This window comes from Sphingomonas crocodyli (assembly GCF_004005865.1).
GTDB lineage: Bacteria > Pseudomonadota > Alphaproteobacteria > Sphingomonadales > Sphingomonadaceae > Rhizorhabdus > Rhizorhabdus crocodyli.
Window position 1 is genome coordinate 565466 of sequence record NZ_SACN01000001.1, and the last position, 25213, is coordinate 590678.

Consider the following 25213-nt stretch of genomic DNA (forward strand, 5'->3'; position numbering starts at 1 on the left):
ACTGGATGGGTCCCCGCCTTCGCGGGGATGACGGTGGGAGCTATTCGCCTCGCGCCCGCTTGAGGCGCGGACGCTTTTGTGGAAGAGCGCGGAGCACATGCGCAGCGCGGGCATCCTTTCAGCCGAACGCCTCGTACTCCTTGGTCAGCTCGTCCGATATGGGATCAGCGGCGGGATCGCGAGCCTCGTCAACATCGGTGTGTATCACGCCGGGGTGAAGCTTGCGCATCTCGATCCCAACCTGGCCTGGACGATCGGGTTTCTGGCAGCGGCGGCGACGGGCTATGTGATCCATTCGCGGTGGAGCTTTCGCGGGCATGGCCGGCGCGACAATGTGTGGCGGCAGACGTCGCGCTTCTTCGTCGTCTCGCTGATCAGCTTCGCGCTCAACAGCTTCTGGGTGTTCCTGCTCGTCCAGCATTTCAGGCTGCCGATTTGGGCGCCCTATCCGTTCGCCTTGTTCGTGACCCCGCTGCTCGTCTTCTGGCTCAATCGCATATGGGTATTCGGGTGAAACTGCCCCTGATCAGTCTTATCGTGCCGGTGAAGAACGAAGAGGACGCGATCGTCCCCTTCGTCACGCGCGTCACCCGCGTGCTCGATGGCCTGCGCGAGCCCGATGGCAGCCGGGTCGATTGGGAAATCCTGTTCGTCGACGACGGTTCGACCGATGCGACGCTGGCCGCGATGATCGCCGCCAATCAGGTCGATCCGCGCGTCGTCGGCATCTCGCTGTCGCGCAATTTCGGGAAGGAGGCTGCGCTGTCGGCGGGCCTCGACAATGCGCGCGGGCGCACCGTCGTGCCGATCGACGTCGACATGCAGGATCCGCCCGAGGTGATCGGCGAGATGCTCGACAAATGGCGCATCGGTTATGAGGTCGTCTATGGCGTCCGCCGCAACCGGATGACCGACAGCTTCCCCAAGCGGCTGACCGCCGATCTCTATTATCGCGCGCACAATTATCTGTCGGCGGACAAGATCCCCGAACATGCCGGCGATTTCCGCCTGCTCGATCGCCGCGTGGTGGAGGTCATCCGCCAGATGCCCGAGCGGAACCGCTTCATGAAGGGGCTGTTCGCGTGGAGCGGCTTCCGCCAGACCGCGGTCGAATATGATCGCGCCGAACGCGCGGTGGGCACCACCAAGTTCAATTACTGGAAGCTGTGGACGCTCGCGATCGACGGCATCACCTCGGCCTCGACGCTCCCCTTGCGGGTCTGGTCCTATATGGGCGCGGTGATCGCCTTGTTCAGCCTGTTCTACGCGCTCTATCTGCTGGTGCGCGTGATGATCTACGGCGTCGATACGCCGGGCTATGCATCGATGATGGTCGCCACCCTGTTCCTGGGCGGCATGCAGCTGCTGTCGCTGGGGATATTGGGCGAATATGTCGGCCGCATCCTGGTCGAGACCAAGCATCGGCCGATTTACGTGGTGCGCCAGCGCATCGGCGCGCCTGAAGGAGAAGAGTGAGTTGGATCGCGCCGTCTATGACCGCATGGCCGAAATCGATGCCGATCACTGGTGGTTCGTCGCACGGCGCAAGATCATCGCGACGCTGATCGACACGTTCCGGCCGAAGGCGGAGCCGATGAAGATCCTCGAGGTCGGCTGCGGCACCGGATCGAACCTCGCGCTGCTGCAGGGTTACGGCACGGTCGACGCGATCGAGCCGGACGATGGCGCCCGCGCGCTGGCCGCCGAACGCAGCGGTCTGGCGATCAAGGGCGGCTATTTGCCCCACGGCGTGCCGCTGGAGGACGGATATTACGACCTGATCGTCCTCTTTGACGTGCTGGAGCATATTCCGGAGGACGTGCCCGCGCTGACGGCGCTGCGCACCAAGCTGGCGCCCGGTGGCCGCATCCTCGTCACCGTGCCCGGCACGCCGTGGCTGTGGAGCGCACATGACGTCGCGCACCACCACCAGCGCCGCTATACCGAGGCGAGCCTGAAGCGAGTGTTCGCCGAGGCGGGGTTGAAGCCGCGCCACATCAGCCATTTCAACACGCTTCTCTTCCCGCTGATCGTCGCGGTGCGGGGCGTGGGGAAATTGCTGGGGCGCGAGGGCAATGACGACAAGATGCCGTCAGCGCCGGTCAACGCCGCGCTGAAGGCGATCTTCGGCGCCGAACGTCACTGGGTGGCGAAGGCGCGGGTGCCCTTAGGCGTTTCCATCGCCATGATCGCCGAGCCTTCGATCTCGTAAAGCGCGCCGCGCTCGCCACCGTTCCAGATCTGCTTGAGGCTCGGATCGCCCTTGGGCCAGTGTTCGGGCGCGGTGTTGATCAGCCACAGATAATCGAAGGCGGCGTGCGGGAAGAGCGCGATCGAGCTTTCGATGCTGCGCGTCGTGCGGCCGCGGCAGCGCCTGGGGCGCATCACCTGGGTCGGATCCTCGGCATAGCCCTTGGCCGGGGCGTAGCGGATCGACAGGAGCTGCGCGCCCGGCATCGTCCATAGCCCGTTGACGAAGGCTTCCTTGCGGACGACCGCGATCGCGCCGAGATGCTCCAGACGTGGCGCCTCCCACCGGCTGAGGCACGGCAGGTCGATCAGCACGAAGATGCGCGACCCCTGCTTCACATGATCGAGCGCCTTCAACTGCTGCTCATAGCGGGTCGAGAAATCGTCGAAGCGGACGGTGCTGAGGTAGAGGCGGTAGCCGAACAGGCCGAGCGCGATCAAAGCGGTCGCGGCCAGCGCGCGCCGATCGGTGTAACGCGGGACGATCGCAATCACCCCGATCGCGATCAGATAGGGCGCGAGGCGCATGTCGGCATAAGCCGAACCGATCACGATGCGGGGCATCAGGACATAAGCGATCGCCAGCACGATCATCGCGACGCCCAGCATGCGGCGCATGCGGAAGCCGATGCCGATCATCGCAAAGGCGATCAGCACCAGCAGCAGCGCGACATTGTACATGTCGAGCGTCATCCAGTGGTTGCGCAGCGACGAGACCAGATAGACGTATTTGGCGACCCAGTTGAACCAGTCGGTCGTCTCCCCCGTCACCGCGCCCGATCGCCACGCGACCATCAGCAGCAGCGGCGGCGCGAGCGGAAGGCAGTGGAGGCTGCCCTGCCACAGTGACGCGAACACGCTCTTGCCCGTATCGCGCACGCGAATGATCTCGGCCGCGAAGGCGAGCAGGCCGAGCACGCCCCAGGCGAAGCCGTGCGCGAGCCATATGATCGCGCCGATCGGCACGAACAGGATCGCGCGCAGCCGCAACCGCCCCGTCCGCGCCAGCCACAGCCACAGGGCGAAGGCGTTGAGCGTCAGCGCCATCGCGAAGACGTAGTTGATGAAGCCCCACTGGAACGGCCAGCTGAACGCGAAGGGTGCGACGAATGCGGCGGTGGCGGGCAGGCGCCCGTGGACTTCGCGTGCGACCAGCAGGAAGCCGAGCAGGGTGAGCGGCGGCACGCTCATCACGATCAGCTTCACGCCCAGTTCGAGCCCGAAGATCTTCGCCATCGGAATGATGAGCAGATCGACGCCCAGATTGCCCATCAGCGCCCATTTGAAGCCGTAGAAGCGCGACAGAAGCGGCGATTCGGGCGACGCCGTCTCGACCGCATAGCGGGCCATGTGGCCCAGCAGGTCGGTGAGCGGGATGATCTGCGGCCGGATCATCGGGATCAGGCAGGCGAGCGACAGCGCCGCGATATACCAGGGGCTGGTCCACCAGCCCTTCGGGGGCGTCGCATGCGGCGCGGATCGGAACATCAGGCGGCCTTATTTCGGCGCGCGGCGGGCTGCAAGGGGAGCGGCGCGGTTACGCGATCTTCCGCCACATGCGGAACGGGCTTCCCGGCAGCGCGACGGGCTGTAGCCAGGCGGGCGGATGGCCGGCCATCAGGCGGGCCATCAGGCCGTGGGGGGCGGCCTTGATGTAAATCTGCGCCTCGTCCGCTTCCGGGTCGATCAGAACGTGGGTCATGCCCTGCGCCGTCATCATCCGGCGGGTCGCGTCGATATCGCCGGTGAAGGCGGTGATCGTGCGGCGCAGGGGGACGGCGTTGCGATGATAGCCCGACGCCGGGAAACGGTGATGCGTGTGGACCAGCAGCGACGGCGCGACGTCGAGCGTGGAGAGGATGTAGGTTGCGGGCAGGGCTTCGAGCGCGCTCCAGCGGTCGCAACCCTGCGCGCAGGCGAGGGGCGTCGGCTGGCCCTGCTGCGCCACCGGAGCGGGATCGATCGCGTCGATCAGCGCGCCGCCGATGCTGGTGGCGGTCAGCGGGGAGGCGGCGAGGATCGCCGCGCTCGATCCGACCACGCGGACGAGCAGGCGATGCGATTTGCGGACCCGATCGAGCGCGCGGGCGAGCAGCCACGCCGCACCCGGCAGCGCGAAGCCGTGCGCGACCGCCGAGGTGCGCTGCACCAGCAGCGAGAGCGCGAAGGCGGCGCCCGCGATCAGCAGCAGGCTTGCCCATTGGCGGCGGGCGGCGGGCGTTTCCGCCGCGCACCAGCCGAGCGCGAGGCCGGCGATCCCGATCAGTGGGAAGGCGAGAATCATCCCCTGCATGTCGGCCGACTGGCGCCAGATCGGCAGCCCTTCGACGACATGATCGTACCAGAAGGCGCGCGTCACCGGATCGAGCGCGCCGAACGGTCCGGCGGCGCAAAGCGGCGCGACGTGGAGAAAGGCGGTGAGGCCCATTGCGGTGCCCATCACGATCGGCACGGCACGCACGGCGCGGGGGGCTGTGGCAAGGTGGCGTGCGGCGACGATCGCGCCCAGCGCGCCGCCGCCGATCAGCATCAGCCAGGCCGGCCCCATCGCGTCGCATTCGGTGTGCCCCCAGGCCGACAGGCGATGCGCGACGAGGAACCAGAGCGCGGCGCCCCCCGCAAAGGCGGTGGCGAAACCCTGTAGCCGCGCGGCATGACCGGCGTCGTCGCGACCGATCAGGAAGCGCAGGATGACGAGGCCGAATATCGCCGCGACCATCGGCACGCCCTCCATCGACACCGACAGCCAGATCGCGGCCGCCAGCCCGGCGAGCAGGCCGCCGCGCAATGCACGCGGGTCGAGCAGGGCGGCGGCGGTCGCCATCGCCATCATCGTCTGCCAGCCATGATGATCGATCCGCATCGGCATCGTCTGGAACAGGATCGGCGGGCAGCAGGCGACGAGCAGGGGCGCCGCGAATGACGCCGCCGGCCCGCCGACCCGGCGCGTGGCGATCATCAGCGCGGCCATGATGCCGAGCAGGATCAGCAGCGGGACGACGCACAGGGCGGCCCGCTCGCCCAGCACATCGCCCAGCAAGGGACGGAACAGCAGGGTGAGCGCCGCGATCGGCAGATCTACGATCCGCGACCAGTGCATCGCGAAGCCGCGCGGCGGATCAAGCCGATATTGGGTAACGTCGAACCAGCTCTGCCCGGCCAGCCAGTCGCGCACTTCGAGCAGGCGCATATAATCGTCGGGATCCCACATCCGCAGCAGCACGACATGCTGCCACGCGAGGAGCATCGTGACGGCGGCTGCGATCGCCCAGGGCGCGAGGAGGGCGAGTGCGCCTTCTCCCCACGCCGTTCGTGTCGAGCGAAGTCGAGACACGTTGTCTTGCGGGGCCGTGTCTCGACTTCGCTCGACACGAACGGAAGTGGGGAGATCAGTCACGGAAAGGCTCAGGCGGCCTTCTTCAACCGCCGCGGGACCAGCCGTTCGGAGCGCAGGGCTGCGGCGACGCCTTCGTCGTCACCCTCGCGGCCGGCCTCGTGATATTCGGCATCTTCGTTGACCGACCACAGATCGTGGCGGCGACGGCCTTCGACGATGTTTCGCACCGCGAGCATCGCGGTCATCATCGCATGATCCTGATTGTTATAGCGGTGCATGCCGTTGCGGCCGATCATCTGGAGCGTGGGATAACGCGCCTCCAGTTCAGTGCGGATCGCCTCGACATGGCCCGCATAATGATCGTCATAGACCGGATAGGCCTTTTCCTGCCGCACCACCGCGCCGCCGACCACCTGGTTGGGATCGCACAGGCCGAGGCGGGCGAGTTCGGCGGTCGCGAGCGCGATCAGCCCCTCGTCGGTCGAGCTCCACAGGCCATCGCCTTCGAAACAGAAATATTCGAGGCCGACGCAGGCCAGCGCCTCATCAGGCACCATTTCGGGCGACCAGCTGCGGAAATTCTGGATACGGCCGACCTTCACCTTATCCTCGTGGATGTAGATCCAGTTGTCGGGGAACAGATCTTCCGACCGGATCATCAAGGCGACGGTCAGGAAGTCGCGATAGTTGAGCGCCATCGCGTTCGGCATCGACTTGGGCATCGGGTGGATGCGCGCGACCAGTTCGCGCACCGGGGCCGACGAAATCAGATGATCTGCGGTGATGACGCGGGTCTTGCCCTCGGCCGACTTGATCGTGACGCGCCAGTGGCCGGCGCGCTCGTCCCAGCTCGCCTGGTGCAGCGCATGGCCCATCAGGAAGCGGTTGCCATGTTTGAGGATGCGATCGCGCGCGGCATCCCACATCATGCCGGGGCCCTTGCGCGGATAGCGGAAGCTTTCGAGCAGGGTCTTGGCCTGCATCCCGTCATTGGGGCGGCGATTGAGGCCCAGCGAGCGCTTGATCCCGTCGAACACCGCCTTGCCCAGCGACAGCCCCTTGATCCGCTGCGCCGCCCAATCGGCCGACATATCCTCGCACGGCATGCCCCAGACCTTCTCCGTATAGGTCTTGAAGAAGATGCCGAACAGTCGCTCACCAAACTGGTTGATCACCCATTTGTCGAAGGATTTCACATCCTTGTGGGGACGCAGCTTGGCACGGAAGAAGGAGAGCATGCACAGGGTGGATTCGATCAGGCCGAGCTTCTTCAGCGCATCGAAGGCGCGCAGCGGATAATCGTAGAACTTGCCGCGATAGTAGATGCGGCTCATCCGCGGCCGTTCGATGAAATCGTTCGGCAACAGCTCGTCCCACAGTTCCACCACCTCACGGGACTTGGAAAAGAAACGATGCCCGCCAATGTCGAATCGGAAGCCGTCATGTTCGACGGTGCGGCTGATTCCGCCGACCTGTTCGGCGTCTTTTTCGACCAGAGTCACCGAAAAACTGCGCTTTCCCAGCAGATAGCCGGCGGTCAGGCCCGCCGGCCCCGCGCCGATGATCGCCACGTCGCTATGCTGTTCGACCGGGCTCATGGGTGTCGCAATCCTTTTCCGTCAGACGGACAAGGCTTCTGGACGGCCAGCCTCTAAAAGATGGTTAACGGAAGATAACCCGTCGACCGCGTCATCCTCTTTTTAGGGGAGGCGTCTGCAACCTTAGGACGACATATACCGTAGCATTAGTGCAAATGTGCGTTTTGCCGGCAGGCGCCATGATGCATTGGGGTTTCCGTTGCTCCCGCGAACAGGGGCGGGGCCGGCGACCTAAGTGTCGATTGGTCATGTCTTTTTCGGTTACTTACAACCGGGATGACAGGAGCGACATTTGCAATTAACAGTCGGCCACAAATTGGGTGGCCGTAATTTAGTTGCAGGGGGGTGCGTGGTGCGTAACCGATTCGCGTTGATCGCTGGCGTGGGCGGCCTTTCGCTCGTTGCATCGCCAGTCGCCGCACAGGTCGCCACGCCGCAGCTCGCCCCGACTCGCGAAGAAGTCACCCGCAACCAGCGCGGTGGCGACGTGCCGACCGCCAGCAGCAAGCTGATGGTCGACGGCGGGATCGAACGCGCGCCCTGCGCGCTCGACGATCCGGCCTATGCCGACATCAAGGTCACGATCACTGCGGCCCAGTTCAACAATCTGCAGGGCGTGACGCCCGAAGAATTGCGCCCGGCCTATGAATCGGTGCTGGGCCAGGAACGGCCGATCAGCACGATCTGCACGATCCGCGACGCCGCCGCCACGATCCTGCGCCAGAAGGGCTATCTGGCCGCCGTGCAGGTGCCGGTGCAGACGATCGAGAACGGCGTCGTCAAGTTCGAGGTGCTGTTCGCCAAGATCGTCGCGGTCCGCGTGCGCGGCGATGCCGGCAAGCAGGAGGCGATCCTCGCCCGGTATTTGTCGAAGCTGACCCAGGATCCGGTGTTCAACCGCTACAATGCGGAACGCTATCTGCTGCTCGCGCGCGATGTGCCGGGCATGGACGTGCGCCTGTCGCTCAAGCCCGCGGGCACGACGCCGGGCGAGCTGGTCGGCGAAGTCAGCGTGGTGCGCACGCCGTTCGATCTCGACGCCAATGTCCAGAATTTCGCCGCGAAGCAGACGGGCCGCTGGTCGGGCCTGTTGCGCGGGCAGGGTTATGGCCTGCTCACCTCGGGCGATCGGCTGAGCGCCTCGGTCTCCTCGACCGCGGACTTCAAGGAACAGCAGATCGCGCAGCTCGGCTATGACATGCGGCTGGGTTCCGAAGGTCTGGTGCTGTCGGGCAACCTCACCCAGGCGTGGACCAAGCCGGAGATCGACGTTCCCGGCCTCTCGCTCAAGGCGCGTACATTGTTCTGGACCGGGGGCGTCAGCTATCCGATCAAGCGCAGCCAGGCGATGAGCATTGCGGTGGCCGGTGGCCTCGATTATCTCAACCAGACGGTGCGCGTGAACGGCATCGTCTTCTCGCGCGATCAGCTGCGCGTGCTCTATGCGCGGCTCGACGGCGATTTCGCCGATATTCAGGAAGGTCGCCCGTCGCGCTGGCGCGGTTCGGGATCGATCGAGCTGCGGCGTGGCCTCAGCATCCTGAACGCCAGCGAAAATGGCCCGCTCGGATCGTTCACCGATCGTACCTTCACCGGCCGTCCGCTGGGCGATCCGACCGCGACGGTGATCCGCGCCTCGGGCGAGTTCGAGGTGAACACCGGCTATAATCTGTGGCTCGCGGTTATGCCGCGCGCGCAATATGCGTTCGATCCGCTGCTCAGCTTCGAACAATTCTCGACCGGCAACTACTCGATCGGCCGCGGCTATGATCCGGGCACCACGATCGGTGATAACGGCATCGGCGCCAGCTACGAAGTGCGCTGGAACCGCTTCACGCCCTTCCCGCGCTATAACCTTGTCGTGCAGCCCTTCCTGTTCGCCGATGTCGCGCGGACCTGGATCAAGGATGTCGGCGCGATCCAGGGCTATCACGACACGTCGATCTCGCTGGGCGGCGGCGTCCATGCCGCGCTCAACAACCGCTTCCGCATCGATGCGACGCTTGCCGTGCCGATGCGCCGGACCGGCTTCCAGACCGAGAAGCCCGATCCCCGCTTCCTGATTTCGCTGACGACCAAGCTTTGGCCCTGGAGTGCCCGGTAATGCGTAACATCACCGATCCGTTCGCGCGCAAGAATCGCCCCGGCTACAAGCCGCTGTTCACCTCGCGCACGCTGACCTCCGTCCTCGCCCTCGGCACCGCGCTCGCGGCGCCGGTGACGAACGCGATCTCGGGTAACTTCACGATCAACGGCATCGTGGATGGCGGGAACTTCTCTTCGCCGGGCCAAGGCGGCTTCCAGGGCGAAATCGTGGGCGGTACCGGCACTGTCCGCCGCTACAGCAATTTCCAGGGCGAGACCGTCACCAGCGGTATTCCCACCGACCGCATCTTCATCGGTAGCAATACGGCCGTCATCGATTGGGCGCCGATCGACAATGCCACCAACAATGGCGTGCCGATCAATTTCCTGCCCAATGGCAATCGCGGCTATTTCCAGGCCGACGGCGTCAGTGATTACACCGTTCTCAACCGCATCCTGCCGGGCGACACGAGCCGCCCGATTGCGCTTAATGGCCAGATCAGGGCCTTCCGAGATTTCTTCGGCCCCGCGACCGAGGTGAACGGTGGAATTGGCGGCAATGTCTGGTTCTACAGCCCCGGCGGCGTGCTGGTCGGCGCGACGGCGAACATCAATGTCGGCGGCCTGCTGCTGACCTCGCTCGATCCGGCCGGCTTCGGCAATAGCACGGTCAGCTTCTCGAACGATCCGCTGAACACCGGCCTGACGCGCGGCGGCAAGGTCGAGATCCAGTCGGGCGCGACCGTCGCGGTCAACAATTATATCGGCATCGTCGCCCCGGTCGTCACGCAGAACGGCAATGTCAGCGTGGGCGTGCCGAACGGCATCGAGAATGTCAGCGCCACCTATGTCGCGGCCGAAGCCGCCACGCTGACGCTCAACCAGGGCCTGTTCGACATTCAGGTCAACGTCGGCACCGATGGCGAACTGTTGCCGGACGGTTCGATGCGCGCGCTGACGCATGGCGGTACCACCACCGGCCCCGCCAACGATTTTGAGCAAAACGTCCAGCAGCAGATCAAGCTGGTCGCGGTGCCGAAAAACAGCGCGATCACCATGTTGATCGAAGGCAATGGCCAGCTTGGTTTCCAGGTCGCCAACGCCGTGCAGCAGGTGCGCAACTCGATCATCCTGTCGGGCGGCTACAACGTGGCACAGAATGGCAGCGTCGATCTGATCAACGGCCGTGCGCCCACAGTCGGCGATCCCAATACCACCTTCGCCAATATCAACATCACCGGCAGCACTCTGCCCGAAGGCAATCCCAAGTTCCTGAGCAATGTGAACGGCTATGCGACGGGCAATGCCTCGATCAACGCGTTTAGCGGCCAGCGCCTCGATTTCGTGGGCAATCTCGTTTTCAATACGTCGCACCGGGCGCTTGGCGACGGCGTTTCCGCGACGGGCGGTAACCTGACGCTCGCTGCGCAGCCGGGCGGTGTGGTCACGGTGGGCGGCATCGCCAGCCTGACGTCCAACGGCTATGGCAGCAGCGCGGCGATGCAGGCGTTTGGCGGCACCGGCATCGGCGGCCTCGTCTCGGTCAACGCCAATGGCGGTTCGGTCACGCTCGGCGCGCTGGAAATCTATTCGGACGGCTATGGCGGCTTTGGCGGCACCAGCGGCGTCAAGGGCGGCGCCGGCTATGGCGGTGGCGATCCGTTCGGCGGATCCTTCGTCACCGGCGCCTCGCTGGGCGCGAACAATGGCGGCACGCTGACGGTCAACGGGCCGGTGGGCATGAGCGCGACCGGCACCGGCGGCAACAGTTCCGATAATGACGGCGGTTTCGGCTATGGCGGCCGCGCCGTCATTTTCAACAATGCGTCGCAGACCATGAACCTGAACGGGCTGGTCAACATCGTTGCCGACGGCAAGGCCGGTAACGGCTTCAATTCGGGTGGCGCGGTCGGCGGCTTCGCGCAGATCGGCGCGGAAAGCGCCAGCGTGATCACCGCCAGCAGCGCAAACCTCTATGCCCGCGCGGTTGGCGGCGAGGCTTTTGGCGGGGTTGCCGCCATCCTGGCCGATGATACCGTTTCGCTGCGCGGCGGCACGGCGCTCCTGTCGCGCAATGGCGCCGGTGGCACGATCATCGGCGGCTCGCTCTATCTCGACGGCTCGGCTTACGGTCTCGATCCGTCGGGCGGCGAAGTCTTCGCACCCACCATCACCTATCCCGATTTCAGCGGCGCATCGGCGCGCGGCGGGCAGGCGACGGTCTCCGCCAGCGGCGGCGGGATCACGCTGAACAACGGCCTCTACGCCTATGCCGAAGGCTATGCCGGCATCAACCAATCTGGTGACGGTGGCGTCGGCATCGGCGGCTTCGCGCGCGTCCGCGCGATCAACGACGCCGACATTACGATCTTCAACGAGGCGCAGCTGCTCGCCAGCGGCTTTGGCGGCGTCGGCTTTAATGGCGGCGAAGGCATCGGCGGTGAGGCCAGCATCACGGTCGCCAATGGTGTTCTGTCAAACGGGACGCCGGGCGTAAGCGGCGCGACGATCACCCTCAACGACACCGGAATGTCGTTCTTCGGGCTGGAAATGCGCGCCGACGGTCGCGGCGGTGATGCGGACATCGAAGGTCAAGTCGGCAATGGCGGCAGGGGCATTGGCGGCTTCGCGTTGATCCAGGCCAATGGTGGCCCAGGCCTTTCCAACAATGCGATCACGTTGGGCGGCAATGTTTACGCCTCTGCCAGCGGATATGGCGGAGACGGCGGTTCGGGCTTCGACGATGGCGTTCTGCAGAACGGCGGCGCGGGCGGCGACGGCATCGGCGGCAATCTCGTCGATGGGAACAACAACCAGCTCAAGGGCGTCGCGATCGGCGGCACCGCCGCCGGCGGCATCCTCACGATCAATGGCGCGGCGGAGGCCAGGGCCGAAGGCGAAGGCGGCGAAGGCGGAAGCGGCTCCGACAACGGCTCGACCTTCACGGCAGGCGGCAAGGGCGGCAACGGCTTTGGCGGCCTGATACAGGTCGGCCTGTTTTCCGGCGTAACCGGAACGCCGACGACCGGGTCGGCCAGCTTCAACGGCGGCCTCGACATCAATGCGCAGGGCGAAGGCGGCGAAGGCGGCCTGGGCGCGAATGACGGCGACGGCATGTTTTTTGCGGCAGGCGGCGAAGGTGGTCGTGGCTCGGGTGGCTTCGCCAACGTCCTTCAGCGCGGCGGATCGGCCCTCATCAATTTCATCGACATCAATGAATCGGGCGCGACGGTCGATGTATCGGGTCGCGGCGGCGATGGTGGCGAGGGCACCACAGCGGGCACGTTTGGCCGTGGATCGGGTGGTGACTTCGCGATGATCGCGTCGCCCCGCTTCCAATCTGCCGACGTTGGCGTGCTCCAGCTTCCCAATGGCGTCACGGCCGATGTCAGCGGCTATGCCGGCTCGGGCACCGCGCCGGTCACGTCCGATCCTGTCGCGGTTTCGGGCGAGTTCCTCGTCGCAGCCATCAATGGCGGCACGATCAACGCTGCTGGCATCTCGATCGCGAATGACGGCGTCAAGGGTACCCGCGAGTTCATCGACTTTGCCAATCTGACGCAGATCCTGACACCGCCGAGCTTCAGTGAATTGTCTGCGACCGGCGGTGGATCGATCGTGCTGGGTTCTGGCGGATTGACGCTTGTCACTCCGGGCGATCTCTCCTTGAACGTCGATGCGCTCAGCTCGATCTCCACATCGGGCGACGTCGTTCTCGGCGGCGCATCAACGAGCCGAATCATCCAGACCGCTGCACCGAATGGCAGCGGCGTGTTCAGCGCCAACGCCTTCAGCATCTTCGCCAATTCGATCGACACGTCGGCGACGCTGAACCAGTTCAGCGGCAATCTCAGCCTTTCCACTTCAGGCATGTTGCGCGTCGGTGGGCTCATGGCATTGGCAGGTGGCGTAAGCGCGGGCAGCGGCACGTCGCTCGACGTTGGCAATGTCACGGCTCGCGATTTTGTCCTGCTCAACTCGATGGGCAACCAGCCGATCGAGCCGATCGTCCCGATCAATGTGACGGCGGGCAATATCATCTCTGGCGGTCCGGTCGTCGTGGCGGGCGGGACCGTCGCCACCGGCGATATCATCTCCGGCGATACGATCGCGTTGCGATCGTCGGTGGGGGGCACGACCTTCGGCAATCTGAGCGCCGGTGTCGTCAACCCGGTGCCGCAGCAGGTGTCGCAGGGCTATGGCGTCGGCATCCGCTCGGCGGGCACCGTGGTCGGCGGCGCGATCAGCGCGCGCGGCAATGTCGGCATCGTCAGCGAGACGAGCACGATCACCACCGGCGACATCGCCTCGCTGCAGCAGTCGATCGTCCTGCTGGGCAAGGGTACGCTTACCACTGGCGCGTTGACGGCGGGTTCGACCTCGCTGGGCATCTACGCCGCCAATTCGAGCATGTTCAACGCCAGCGGCCAGAGCCTCGATCCGGCCGTCTATTTCCAGCAGCAGCCGGTACCGCTCAATTCGCTCACCACGCCCGGCGGCGTGGTGCCCGGCGCGCTGATCGTCAACGGCGCGATCACCGCGAACCGCTTCGTCACCGCGGCGAGTGGCCTGATCCGCACTGGCGATGTCAACCTCACCAGCGCGCTCAACCTGCAGGCCGGCGGGATCACGCTTGGCAATGTTTCGGCGGCTTCGGTGACGCTGAATGCCGTCGGGTCGATCAATACCCAGGCGATTACTTCGCCGGGCCAGGTGCTTCTGAACTCGGGCCTGTTCACGACGACGGGTGCTGTGACCGCTAGCAGCATCCTGTCCGGATCGGGCGGCAACATCGTCATGGGCGATCTGACCGCACCGAACGGCATTCTCATTTCCAGCGGCGTCCCGCAGATCCAGACGGCGCAGCCACCGATTGGCACCGTGCGCGTCGGCAACGTCGTTAGCACCGGCGGCGACGTCTCGATCTTCAGTCAGCGCAACAGCATTACCGCCGGGAACATCACCGCCGGCGGCTTTGTGGACATGTTTGCTGGAACGAGCATCGCCACCGGGAACATCCAGGCGGCTCAGGTGAGCCTCTCCGCGCAGACCGCGATTACCGCGGGCAACATCACCGCGACGGCGGGTGAGATCGATCTCGAAGCCGGTCCGGCCAGCGAGAGCGAGGACCTCTTCTTCGCAGCAGGGGCCGACATCACCACCGGCGCGCTGGTCGCGACCGAGGAGATTGCAGTCACCGGCGCGGGCAATGTCACCGTCGCCAGCGCCACGGTCAATCCGCCCAGCCAGCGTGATCCCGAGGAGTTTTACGAAGTCGGCATCGCCGCGGGCGGCAATGTGACCGTCGGGAATATCTCGGCACCCGGCACCATCGGCCTCGCCGCGCTGACCGGCGCGATTGCGACGGGCAATATCACCACGCAGGATGCGGTCGTCGCCCTGGCGGGCAACGGCGCCAGCTTCGGCGCGGTCACCACCGCCGGCAGCGGCTATGTCTATGTCGGGAATTCGAGCCAGCTTCCCGACGTCGACACCGATGACGGGATCGACGCCAGCGTGCTGCTGGCCAATGCGCCGGTTCGTACCGGCGGCGCGGTGAGCTTCGCCGGGCCGGTTTCGACCGGACGCTTCGATGTCGCGTCGGCGGGTGGTTTCTCGGCTGCCGGGATCACCGCCAGCACGGTGCGCGTGAATACGGGTGGTGCGGCCAGCTTCAACGGCGCGGTCGCGGCCCCGACGATCACGATCGCGTCGAATGACATCGCGATCGGCGCGAACGGATCGCTGGGCGGCGCCACGACCACGGCGCTGACGCTGAGCAACAGCGGCACCGGGCCGAGCACGCTGGGCGGCACGGCGCAGGCGACGGGCTATACGCTCGACGCGGCCGAGATCGGCCGTCTGCGCGCGACGCAGATCGCGTTCAATTCGGCCGGCAACGTGACCTTCGACACCGCGACGATCAACGCGGCGACTGCGCTGAACGGCGCGACCGGCGGCTTCACCGTCGCGACGCCGGGGTCGATCCGGATCACCGGCAATGTCGACTTCACCAACATGGCGGCGACCAACACGGCGAACTTCGTCGCCGGGCAGCGGTTCGAAATCCTGACCCCGACCGGGCAGCTGCGCCTGCTGGGCACCGGCACTGCGGTGAACGGCGTCGCCAATATCACCGCCACCAACGTGGCGGTGGGCAATGCGGCGCTGCTGAACCAGCTGGCCACCAACCCGCGCTTCAACGGGCGCGACACGCTGCTCGGCCTCGGCAATACGGGCAATGCGGTCAATGCCGGCGGCTATATCCAGGGCGGGCGTCTGGCCTTCACCGTCGCCGATACGCTGCTGATCGCCAATTCGGGCACGGCGACCGCGCCGGCAGGCTTCACCGCCGGCACCGGCGGCGTCACCGTCGCGGCGGCGCAGAGCCAGAGCAACGCACCGATCGACGTCGTGATCTACGGCCGCTCGCTCGACGCTGCCGGTAATCCGAGCACATCGGCGGGTACGGTCTCGACCGTCGTCATCGCGCCCGGCAGCACGGCGCGGATCAGCACGACCTCCAGCGTCAACGGCTGCGGCTTTGGCGGCGGCACCTGCACCGTGGGTGCGGTCGTCACCAACACGGTCCAGAGCCAGCTGACCCAGATCGCGGCGACGATCCAGTCGGCGGTGACGGGCACGGGCGGCAATGCGACCAACGGCCCGGCCGGCGGCGCGACCACCAGCGAGAATGCAGCCAGCGACGAAGGTTCGGATGGTGAGGATGACGGCGGCACGACGGCGGCGGCGCAGAGCGCGACGCGCGTCAACGTGCTGATCGACACGAGCAGCATCGGCGGCAGCGGCCCGAACATCGACACGCCTGTCACCAGTTCGGGCAATTCCAGCCTGTGGGGCGGCGACGCCGGTGGCGGCAGCGATGTCGGATCGACTGGCGCGGGCGGCCTGGGCGACACCAGCGGTCCGCTGGGCGATCTCGGCGGCGGTTCGTCGGGTGGTCTTGGCGGCGGCGGCAGCTTCGGTGGGGCTGCGGGCGCGGCCGGCGGCGGTGGCGCGAGCTTTGGCGGTAGCCTGGGTGGCGCATCTGGCGGTGCGCCGACGGGTGGCGCTGGCGGCGCGGCGGGTGCAGCAGGTTCGGCTGGCGGAACGACCGGCTCGGCCGGGGGCGCGGGCTCGACGGGCGGATCGGCTTCCGGCTCGACGGCGGCTGGCGGTTCGGCAGGCGGCGGCGCAGCGGGTGCCGGCGGTGCTTCGGCCCCGGCCGGCAGCGGTGACGCCGGCGCGTCGGGCGGTGGCTCGACCGGTGGCGCGGCTGGCGGAACCGAGGCGGGTGCTGGTGGCCAAAGCGGCGCGGCGGCGACCCCGTCGGGTGATGCGGGCGCCGGTGCAGCGACCGCCGCGACCGAGGGCGCTGCGAATGGCGGTGGCGGCGGAGGCGGCGGTGAGGCCGGCGCATCCGAACCGGGCGCCACGCCGGGTGGCGCCGCTGGCGGTGCTGCGGGCGGAGCGGCCGGCGGTGCCGGCGGCAGCAGCGGCGGCAACAACAAGGACGAAAAGACCGACAAGCCGCAGGGCGGCACCACCGGGGGGATCAACTGATGAAGACCATGATCCGTATCCTGCCCGCGCTGGCGGTCATCGGCCTGGTGGCGACGACCCCGTCGGTGGGCGCGCCGAGCCTGAGCCTGCGCAACAGCTTCCGCATCGGCAATGGCGGGGTGCTGTGCACCGCGCAGTCCAAGCCGCTGACGCCGAACCTGAAGAGCATGTTCGATCGCGGCTATTCGATCGTCTGCCGCGACGCGGCGACGCCGGTTGGCCAGATCAACGTGATGCGCAAGGGGATCGACGATCCGGTCGCGCGCGTCGCGAAGAACCGCGACGCCGGTATCGCGTGCGAAGCGCCGGCCCCTGCGCAGGTCGAAGGCCTGCCGGGCGCGACTGTCGCCGCCTGCGTCGAGAAGGAAAGTGGTCTGGCCTATCAGAGCTGGACCTGGTCGGATTCGAAGACGACCTATGTCGTCGATGGTCTGGCGGGCTATGAAAGCGCGCTGAAGCTGGCGCTGCGCACCGCCGCGGCCGATGCGCCGGTGAAGGGCGATGTCGAGGTGGCGACCACCTCGGCAGGTGATCCGGCCGCCTTCGCGCGCGCCCAGGCGGGCACGCTCGACAGCGAAAGCGCGCTCGCCGAAGCCTATTCGCGCAACAATGACGGCAGCTATGCCGAAGCGGCCGAGTTCTTCCAGGCGCTGGTCGAACGCGATGCTTCGGGCACCGAGACGAACGCGCGCACCGCCGAATATCTGGCGAACCAGGCGCTGCAGGAATCGAACCAGAAGAATTTCGCGGCTGCCGAAACCCTGTTCGCGCGCGCCTCGACCCCGGCGGCGCTGGGCGATCCGATCACGGGCCGCCTGCTGCGCAACTTCTACGCGATCCACCAGCTGAACGAAGGCAAGGTCGACAAGGCGATCGCCGAACTCGACAAGCCGGTCGTCAGCGTGAAGGCCGTCGGCACCGCCGATGCGGCGCTGGCGGGTGGGCAGATCACCCCGGCGGTCGCCGATCGCATCAACCGCGACAATCAATCGCTGTCGCAGATGGGCGGATCGGTCGACGCATCGCTGCAGCCGTTCGAGCGCGCCGCGATCCTCGATGCGCAGGCGCTGCAGCTGCAGGGTGTCGCCTATCGCATAAAGAACGACTTCCCCAAGGCGCGCGCCAAGTTCCAGGATTCGATCGCCGCTATGGCCTCGGTCCGCGAGGGCAAGCTCAATTCGACCGGCTGGCTGCGTTCGAGCATCCAGAGCGAACAGGCGCTGATGGCCGAAAAGGAAGGCAAGATCGGCGAAGCGCAGGCGATGTTCGAAGACGCGCTGAAGACGGTCGAGATCGGCCATCCGCAGACGGCGATCGCACTGGCCGCCAAGGCGCGCTTCGCGGGCTTCCTCGCGCGGCACAGTCAGGGCGATCGCGCACTGACGATGTTCGCCGAAGTGGTGAAGGACGGGCAGAACGTGCCCGGCGCTCTCACCTCGACCCGCAACCTGCTCAGCCCCTATTTCGCGTTGCTTGCCCAGCGCGCGCCGAACGATCCGACCGCGGTCGACGCGATGTTCCAGGCGAGCCAGGTGATGCTGCGCCCCGGCATCGCGCAGACGCAGGCGCTGCTCGCCCGCGAACTTTCGGGCGGCGATGACGAGGCGGCGAGCCTGTTCCGTCAGACGGTCGCGCTCACCCGCGAAATCGCCCGCACCACGGGTGACATCGCGCGGATGACGTCGACCCCGAACCCGGACGAGAAGGACGCGCTGCTCGCCGCGCAGAAGCGGCTTGCCCGTTACGAGCGCGATCAGACCGCGCTCCAGTCGCAGCTCAACAAATATCCGCGCTACCGCGTGCTGGCGCCCGAGACGATGTCGGTCGCCGAACTGCAGAAGTCGCTGCGCCCCGGCGAGGCTTACTTCAAGGTCACGATGGTCCAGCAGGACGTCTATGGCATGTTCGTCACGCCGGATGCGGCGAAGGCGTACAAAGTGCCGGCGACGACCAAGCAGCTCGAGGATGCGGTCGCCAAGATCCGCGATTCGGTCGTGAAGATCGAAAACGGCCAGATGGCGACCTATCCGTTCGACATCCGCCTGGCGCGCCGCCTCTATCTGGCGCTGCTCGGCCCGGTCGATGCGCAGATCCACGCGACGAAGAACTTCATCTACGAACCGGACGGCCCGCTGCTCCAGCTGCCGGCCAACCTGCTCCCGACCGAGCAAGCCGGGGTCGACGCCTATACGGCGCGGCTGAAGGGCAAGAATGCGGACGAATACGACTTCCGCGGCATCGCCTGGCTCGGTCGCGATCACGACGTGTCGACCGTAGTGTCGCCGCGCAGCTTCGCCGACGGCCGCACGACCGCGCCGAGCCATGCGAAGATGGCCTATCTGGGCCTGGGCGAGAATGCGAAGCCGGGCGACAATCCCTTCTTCGTGCCGCCGCCCGCGCTCAACGACGATTGCGCCTGGCCGGTCGACAACTGGAACAACCCGATCAGCTCGTCGGAACTGTATCTGGCCGCCAACATCATCGGCACCGACAAATCGGCGCTGATCACCGAAGGCCAGTTCAGCGACACGACGATCGAGGGCAAATCGGACCTGAACGACTATCGCGTCATCCACTTTGCGACGCACGGTCTGGTCACCGCGCCCAAGCCCAGCTGCCCGGCGCGCCCGGCGCTGCTGACCTCGTTCGGTGGCGGCATGTCGGACGGTCTGCTGAGCTTCAAGGAGATCTTCGACCTCAAGCTCGACGCCGACGTCGTCGTCCTTTCGGCCTGCGACACGGCCGGCATGGCGACGGTGGGCGCGACCCGCGAGGCGGGCGTGACGACGGGCGGCAACTTCGCGCTCGACGGCCTCGTCCGCGCCTTCGTGGGCGCGGGCGCGCGCACCGTGATCGCCAGCCACTGGCCGGTGCCGGACGATTATAACGCGACGAAGCGGCTGATCTCCGGCCTGTTCACCGCACCGCCGGGCACGGCGATCGCGACTGCGATGCGCGATGCGCAGATCGGCCTGATGGACGATGCGGACACCTCGCATCCCTATTACTGGTCGGCCTTCGCGATCGTGGGCGACGGCGAGCGCCCGATGCTCCCGGCCGATGCGCAGCCCGCCCAGCAGGTGACGACGGCCCCGGCCGCCGGCGCGCCGGCGAGCGCCAGCCGCTGATCGGCCGATCCTTCCGCGGCGTGGGGAGGGGCTGAGAAGATGTTAGGGGAGGATGGGGTGCCATCCTCCCCTTCTTCGTTTGGGATGATTTAGACGGGCGGGTAGCATGTGGGGCGGCGTGCCCTCACCCTCCCATTGCTGCGCAATGGGCCCCTCCCTCTCCCCTGCAGGGAGAGGGTTTTTAGCTCAGGAAGCGGCCGAGGTCGGCGACGTCGATCATCACTTCGCGGCGGCCGACATGGTCCGGCGTGGAGATGATGTCGTCCTTCTCCATCCGCTCGATCAGGCGGGCGGCGCTGTTGTAGCCGATGCGCAATTGGCGCTGGAGCCAGCTGGTCGATGCCTTGCGGTTTTCGACGACGAGCTGGATCGCTTTGCGATAGGTCGCGGTTTCGGGATCGTCGGCCGCCGGCGCGCCTTCGAGTGCGAAGCCGCCATCCTCGGGCTCCTCGGTGACGGCGCTGATATAATCGGGGGTGCCCTGCATCTTCCAATGCTCGGCGATGGCGCGGACCTCCTCGTCGCTGACGAAGGGGCCGTGGACGCGGGCGATCTGCTTGCCGCCGGGCATGTAGAGCATGTCGCCCTTGCCCAGCAGCTGTTCGGCGCCCTGTTCGCCAAGGATCGTGCGACTATCGATCTTCGACGTGACCTGAAAGCTGATGCGCGTCGGCAGGTTCGCCTTGATGACGCCGGTGATGACGTCGACCGAGGGGCGCTGCGTCGCCATGATCAGGTGGATGCCCGCCGCGCGCGCCTTCTGCGCCAGCCGCTGGATCAGGAATTCGACCTCCTTGCCCGCGGTCATCATCAGATCGGCCAGCTCGTCGACGATCACGACGATCTGGGGCAGCGGATCATATTCGAGCTTTTCTTCCTCGTAGATCGGGCGGCCGGTGTCGGCGTCGTAGCCGGTCTGCACCTTGCGGCCGAGCGGCTGGCCCTTCGCCTTGGCGGCGCGAACCTTGTCGTTGAAGCTGGCGAGGCCGCGCACGCCGACCGACGCCATCATGCGATAGCGATCCTCCATCTGCTCGACCGCCCATTTGAGCGCGCGCACCGCCTTTTGGGGTTCGGTGACGACGGGGGAGAGCAGGTGGGGGATATCGTCATAGATGCTGAGTTCGAGCATCTTGGGATCGATCATGATCATGCGGCACTGATCGGGGGTAAGCCGATAGAGCAGCGACAGGATCATGCAGTTCAGCCCGACCGACTTGCCCGATCCGGTGGTGCCGGCGACGAGCAAATGGGGCATGGGCGCCAGATCGGCGATGACGGGATCGCCGCCGATATTTTTGCCCAGCACGAGCGCGAGGCCGGCGACATCCTCGAACGCGTCCGACGCGATCAGTTCGGACAGGACCACGCCCTCGCGCTTCTGGTTCGGCAGTTCGATGCCGATCACGGTGCGGCCGGGGATGACGGCGATGCGCGCCGACATGGCGGACATGTTGCGCGCGATATCGTCGGCCAGCGCGATGACGCGGCTCGCCTTGATGCCGCTCGCCGGCTCCAGTTCGTACATGGTGACGACGGGGCCGGGGCGAATCTCGACGATGCGGCCCTTGACGTTGAAATCGTCGAGCACACTTTCGAGCAGGCGGGCATTGCGCTCCAGCGCGGCCTTGTCGACCGCCTTGCCGTTGCTGGGCGGCGGCGGGGCGAGCAGATCGAGGCCGGGCAGCTTGTAGGTATCGCCCAGCGGCAAGGCGCTCTGCCGGTCGCGCGCCTGCGCCTTGGCGGAGGGGGCGGGCGCCTTCTTGCGATCGGCGATGACGGGGGGCGGGGCGGGGGCCTCATCCTCGTCGATCGGCGCGTGGCGGGGAGGGCGCGCGGGAACGGGCATACGTTCGAGCGCCTCGATATCGTCCTCGTCGAACGGGAGGTCTTCCGCCAGATCGTCGTCGATCCGCGCGCGGCGGGCATAGGCGCCACGGCGCAGCAGCCAGTCGCGCTCGTCGGCCAGCAGGCCCAGGCCCCAGATCCACAGCGACAGGCCGAGCACGGCGAAGAGGGCGGCGATGCTGAGGCGCACCGCATTCTGCGCCATCGGATCGCCGATCTGATCGACGCCGAGCATCGCCAGCGCGCCGCCCGAAAAGCCCAGAACGCCGCCCAGACCGGCGGGAAGCCCGGCGACCGAACCCCCGCGGAACAGCGCAAGGCCGATCCCCATCGCGATGGCGGCGGCGAGCGCGATCGACAGCGATCGGCCCCAGCGGCCGACGGGCGCGCCGCGCCACAGCCGCATCCCCCAGACGAGGCCGAGCGGCAGCGTCAGCGCGAAGGGCGGGCCGACCAGGGTGAGCGCGAGATCGGCGATCCATGCGCCTGGATAGCCCAGCACATTGGCGGGCGGGCCGCCCGCTGCCGTGTTCAGCGCGGGATCGGTGACGTGATAGCTGATCAGCGCGAAGCCGAGCGCGATCGTCGCCGCGATCAGCGCCATCGCCGCCAGGATCATGCCCGCGCGTGTACCGAAACCCTTCAGCGTGCCGCCGGGTTTGAGAGCCTGTTCCGCTGCTGTCGCCATTGTCCCACCTTCGGAGCCTGTGCCCCAAATGTTCCGCAGGCCAGAATGCGCATAGTGGGGACTCGCGGTCAAGCCGCGTGCGGCAGACCCAGCTTTTCGGCGATATGGCGCGCATTTTTGGTCGGCGGCGTCGCGCTGGTATCGACCGTGACGGCGGAGGGGGGCATCGCGGCCTCGCACGCCTCGAACTGGTCGCGCAGGTGCCGCAGAAGGTCGAGCGAGCGGAGCTTGCCGAACTCGGCCCGGCTCGCGGCGTCGATGCGGCGTTCCTGCTCGTCGCGGCTGATCGTCAGCGCGACGAAGTCGATCCGCCCGCCGGCGGCCTCGACCATCGCGCGAACGCGGTCGGGGAAATCGGGCGCGACGCTGGCTTCGGGGGCGAAGGTGAAGATGAAGGAGCGATCCTCCGCGATCGCACCGGCAAAGCTGTCCATCCAGAAGCGTTCGCGCAGAGCCACGAAATTCGGGCTGCCGAATGGGAACAGCGCACCCACCGCATCGACGATCAGATGGTTATGGAACAGCGCATAGCCGCTGATCGCCGCCAGTTCGCGCGCGATCGTCAGCTTGCCCGAAGCGGCGGGGCCGTGGAGGAAGATCAGGTGCATGACCGGCATCAAAGCCTGAACCTCCCCTCCGTGCAAGGGAGGGGTGTTTGGTAGGTTGCCGCCCGCTCGCGCCGGGCTTACGGGAGTCGACATGGAACGGCATGACGTCATCATCCTTGGCGGTGGTCTGGTCGGGCTGACGCTCGGCATCGCGCTGGCGCGGCACGGGGTAAAGGTGGCCGTGGTCGATCCGGCGGATCCGGCGGCGACGCTCGCGGCGGGGTTTGACGGGCGGGCGTCGGCGGTGGCGAGCGCGCCGTGGCGGATGCTGCAGGCGATCGGGGTTGCCGATCGGCTGGCCGGCAAGGGCTGCCCGATCGACACGATACGCGTGCAGGATGGCCTCAGCCCCGAAGCCCTGATGTTCGAGCCCGACGCCGCCGATGGCGCGCTGGGCTATATGTTCGAAAATCGCGATATTCGCCGCGCTTTGTTCGAAACCGCGCAGGGCGTCGACGGCCTGACCCTGTTCATGCAGCGTCGCCCGGTGGACAGCGAGCGCGATCTGGACGGGGTGCGCGTGACGCTGGACGACGGGCGCGTGCTGGCCGGTTCGCTGCTGATTGGGGCGGAGGGGCGCAAGTCGCCGACGCGCGATGCGGCGGGGATTACGGTCGCGCGGTGGAGCTACAATCACGTCGCGATGATCGCGTCGCTCGCGCACCAAAAGCCGCACGACAATGTCGCGTGGGAAATCTTCTATTCGAGCGGCCCGTTCGCCTTGTTGCCGCTGGTGGACGACGAACAGGGGCGGCATCGCACCGCTCTGGTCTGGACTGTCGCGGAAAAGGATGCGCCCGCGATGCTCGGCCTGTCCGATCGCGCTTATCTGGCCGAAGCGGACAAGCGCATGGGCGGTATCTTCGGCAAGACCGAGATGATCTCGCCGCGCTCCGCCTATCCGCTGGGTTTCCATCATGCCGCGCGGATCACCGATACGCGGTTGGCGCTGGTGGGGGACGCCGCGCACGGCATCCATCCGATTGCGGGGCAGGGCGTGAACCTGGGCTATCGCGACGTCGCGGCGCTGACCGAGGTTCTGGTCGAAGGAATGCGGCTGGGCCTCGATCCGGGCGATGCGCAGTTGCTTGCGCGCTATCAGCGCTGGCGCAGCCTTGACAGCTTCATGGTCGCGGCGTCGACCGACGGGCTGACCCGGCTGTTCGGCATTCCCGGCCGCGCCGCGCGCACCGTGCGGCGGATCGGGCTGGGCGCCGTCCAGCGCATTCCGCCGCTGAAGGCGCGCTTCATGGCCGAGGCGCGGGGCGAAACGGGCAAGCTGCCGCGCCTGCTGCAGGGCGCCGACGTCTGATGGGCGAGCCCTATGTCCCGGTTCCGGCGAAGCTGAGCGCGACCGTCCTGATCGTCCGCGACGATCCGTTCGAAGTGCTGATGGTGCGGCGGCGCAAGGGCAATGTGTTCAACAATGCCCTGGTCTTTCCGGGCGGGCTGGCCGATCCCGAGGATCATCATGACGACTGGCTGCCGCTGGTCAGCGGGGCGGACGATCTGGACGTGCAGGAACGCGCGCTCAGGATCGCGGCGCTGCGTGAGACTTATGAGGAAACCGGGCTGCTGATCGTCGGGGAGCAGCTGGGGCCGTGCGGGCCGGATCTGTCGTTCGAGGATGCCGTGCGCGCGAGCGGGGGCAAGCTCGCGCTCGATCGCGTCGTGCGCTTCGCGCATTGGGTGACGCCCGAGCGCGGGCTGAAGCGGTTCGACACGCATTTCTTCATCGTCCGCGCTCCCGATGGACAGGATGCGGCGTGCGACGGGCGTGAGGCGGTGGCGATCGAATGGCTGCCGGTCGGCGACGCGGTGGCGCGCGCGGAGGCCGATATCTCCTTCATGCTGCCGACCCGGCTCAACCTGCGCCTGCTCAGCTACAGCGCCGACGCGGACAGCGCGATTGCGGCGGCCGAGGCGCGCCCGCATGTCCGCGTGATGCCCACGATCGAGGATCGCGAGGACGGCATGTATTCGATCCTGCCCGAAGAGGCGGGTTACGGCGTGACCGCGGTGTTCCTGCGCGAGGTCGGCGTGCCGATTCACGGATCCGACCCGGCGGGGCGGGGGCCGAAGCCGAACAATTGATCCTCCCCCGCCAA

At 66.9% G+C, this 25213-nt stretch carries 13 protein-coding genes; 8 read left to right on the top strand and 5 right to left on the bottom strand.

Annotated elements, in window-relative coordinates; translation table 11 throughout:
* Positions 1-97 precede the first annotated feature (97 nt).
* From EOD43_RS02895 to EOD43_RS02905, 3 genes are read left to right on the top strand one after another with little or no spacing between them, the layout of a single operon-like run.
* Positions 98-514: a GtrA family protein gene (locus EOD43_RS02895; RefSeq protein WP_127740924.1), complete on the top strand. Its 417-nt coding sequence runs from the start codon at positions 98-100 to the stop codon at positions 512-514.
* Positions 511-1476: a glycosyltransferase family 2 protein gene (locus EOD43_RS02900; protein WP_240653054.1), complete on the top strand. Its 966-nt coding sequence runs from the start codon at positions 511-513 to the stop codon at positions 1474-1476. Before EOD43_RS02895 ends, EOD43_RS02900 begins: the two co-directional genes overlap by 4 nt.
* A 1-nt stretch (position 1477) precedes the next feature.
* Complete coding sequence (locus EOD43_RS02905; protein ID WP_127740928.1) at positions 1478-2212, top strand: class I SAM-dependent methyltransferase; 735 nt, start codon at positions 1478-1480, stop codon at positions 2210-2212.
* Here EOD43_RS02905 and EOD43_RS02910 read toward each other — a convergent pair.
* The 3 genes from EOD43_RS02910 to EOD43_RS02920 form a co-directional block, all read right to left on the bottom strand.
* Positions 2140-3738, bottom strand: a complete 1599-nt coding sequence (locus EOD43_RS02910; protein ID WP_127740930.1) for a hypothetical protein — start codon at positions 3736-3738, stop codon at positions 2140-2142. The genes EOD43_RS02905 and EOD43_RS02910 overlap by 73 nt on opposite strands.
* A 49-nt stretch (positions 3739-3787) precedes the next feature.
* Entirely contained in the window at positions 3788-5584 is a 1797-nt protein-coding gene (locus EOD43_RS02915; protein ID WP_127740932.1) for a hypothetical protein, read from the bottom strand.
* 71 nt (positions 5585-5655) lie between these two features.
* Positions 5656-7185 carry an NAD(P)/FAD-dependent oxidoreductase gene (locus tag EOD43_RS02920; RefSeq protein ID WP_127740934.1) on the bottom strand — a complete coding sequence of 510 codons (1530 nt, stop codon included), beginning with the start codon at positions 7183-7185 and terminating at the stop codon, positions 5656-5658.
* 352 nt (positions 7186-7537) lie between these two features.
* Here EOD43_RS02920 and EOD43_RS02925 point away from each other — a divergent pair, with 352 nt between their 5' ends.
* The 3 genes from EOD43_RS02925 to EOD43_RS02935 are packed head-to-tail and all read left to right on the top strand — an operon-like array spanning position 7538 to position 19961.
* Positions 7538-9289 carry a ShlB/FhaC/HecB family hemolysin secretion/activation protein gene (locus EOD43_RS02925; RefSeq protein ID WP_127740936.1) on the top strand — a complete coding sequence of 584 codons (1752 nt, stop codon included), beginning with the start codon at positions 7538-7540 and terminating at the stop codon, positions 9287-9289.
* Complete coding sequence (locus EOD43_RS02930) at positions 9289-16833, top strand: hypothetical protein (protein WP_127740938.1); 7545 nt, start codon at positions 9289-9291, stop codon at positions 16831-16833. The genes EOD43_RS02925 and EOD43_RS02930 overlap by 1 nt, the downstream gene beginning before the upstream one ends.
* Positions 16833-19961, top strand: coding sequence for a CHAT domain-containing protein (locus EOD43_RS02935; RefSeq protein WP_240653055.1), 3129 nt, complete (start codon positions 16833-16835; stop codon positions 19959-19961). The genes EOD43_RS02930 and EOD43_RS02935 overlap by 1 nt, the downstream gene beginning before the upstream one ends.
* A 181-nt stretch (positions 19962-20142) precedes the next feature.
* On the opposite strand, the gene EOD43_RS02940 is transcribed toward EOD43_RS02935, so the two are convergent.
* A complete protein-coding gene (locus EOD43_RS02940; RefSeq protein WP_127740940.1) occupies positions 20143-22497 on the bottom strand; it encodes an FtsK/SpoIIIE family DNA translocase in 2355 nt (784 codons plus the stop codon).
* Positions 22498-22565: 68 nt separating this feature from the next.
* Positions 22566-23114 carry a P-loop nucleotide/nucleoside kinase family protein gene (locus EOD43_RS02945; protein ID WP_240653056.1) on the bottom strand — a complete coding sequence of 183 codons (549 nt, stop codon included), beginning with the start codon at positions 23112-23114 and terminating at the stop codon, positions 22566-22568.
* Positions 23115-23196: 82 nt separating this feature from the next.
* Here EOD43_RS02945 and EOD43_RS02950 point away from each other — a divergent pair, with 82 nt between their 5' ends.
* Together EOD43_RS02950 and EOD43_RS02955 are read left to right on the top strand one after the other, a co-directional pair.
* Positions 23197-24417: a UbiH/UbiF/VisC/COQ6 family ubiquinone biosynthesis hydroxylase gene (locus tag EOD43_RS02950; protein WP_127740944.1), complete on the top strand. Its 1221-nt coding sequence runs from the start codon at positions 23197-23199 to the stop codon at positions 24415-24417.
* Positions 24417-25199 (top strand): NUDIX hydrolase, encoded by a 783-nt coding sequence (locus EOD43_RS02955; protein ID WP_127740946.1) that lies wholly within the window; start codon positions 24417-24419, stop codon positions 25197-25199. Before EOD43_RS02950 ends, EOD43_RS02955 begins: the two co-directional genes overlap by 1 nt.
* Positions 25200-25213: the final 14 nt, after the last annotated feature.

Bases quoted from the DNA above. Each gene is read 5' to 3' on its own strand.
- EOD43_RS02945 (WP_240653056.1), bottom strand. From the start codon at position 23,114: ATGCCGGTCATGCACCTGATCTTCCTCCACGGCCCCGCCGCTTCGGGC.
- EOD43_RS02940 (WP_127740940.1), bottom strand. From the start codon at position 22,497: ATGGCGACAGCAGCGGAACAGGCTCTCAAACCCGGCGGCACGCTGAAG.
- EOD43_RS02935 (WP_240653055.1), top strand. From the start codon at position 16,833: ATGAAGACCATGATCCGTATCCTGCCCGCGCTGGCGGTCATCGGCCTG.
- EOD43_RS02950 (WP_127740944.1), top strand. From the start codon at position 23,197: ATGGAACGGCATGACGTCATCATCCTTGGCGGTGGTCTGGTCGGGCTG.
- EOD43_RS02920 (WP_127740934.1), bottom strand. From the start codon at position 7,185: ATGAGCCCGGTCGAACAGCATAGCGACGTGGCGATCATCGGCGCGGGG.
- EOD43_RS02910 (WP_127740930.1), bottom strand. From the start codon at position 3,738: ATGTTCCGATCCGCGCCGCATGCGACGCCCCCGAAGGGCTGGTGGACC.
- EOD43_RS02895 (WP_127740924.1), top strand. From the start codon at position 98: ATGCGCAGCGCGGGCATCCTTTCAGCCGAACGCCTCGTACTCCTTGGT.
- EOD43_RS02955 (WP_127740946.1), top strand. From the start codon at position 24,417: ATGGGCGAGCCCTATGTCCCGGTTCCGGCGAAGCTGAGCGCGACCGTC.
- EOD43_RS02930 (WP_127740938.1), top strand. From the start codon at position 9,289: ATGCGTAACATCACCGATCCGTTCGCGCGCAAGAATCGCCCCGGCTAC.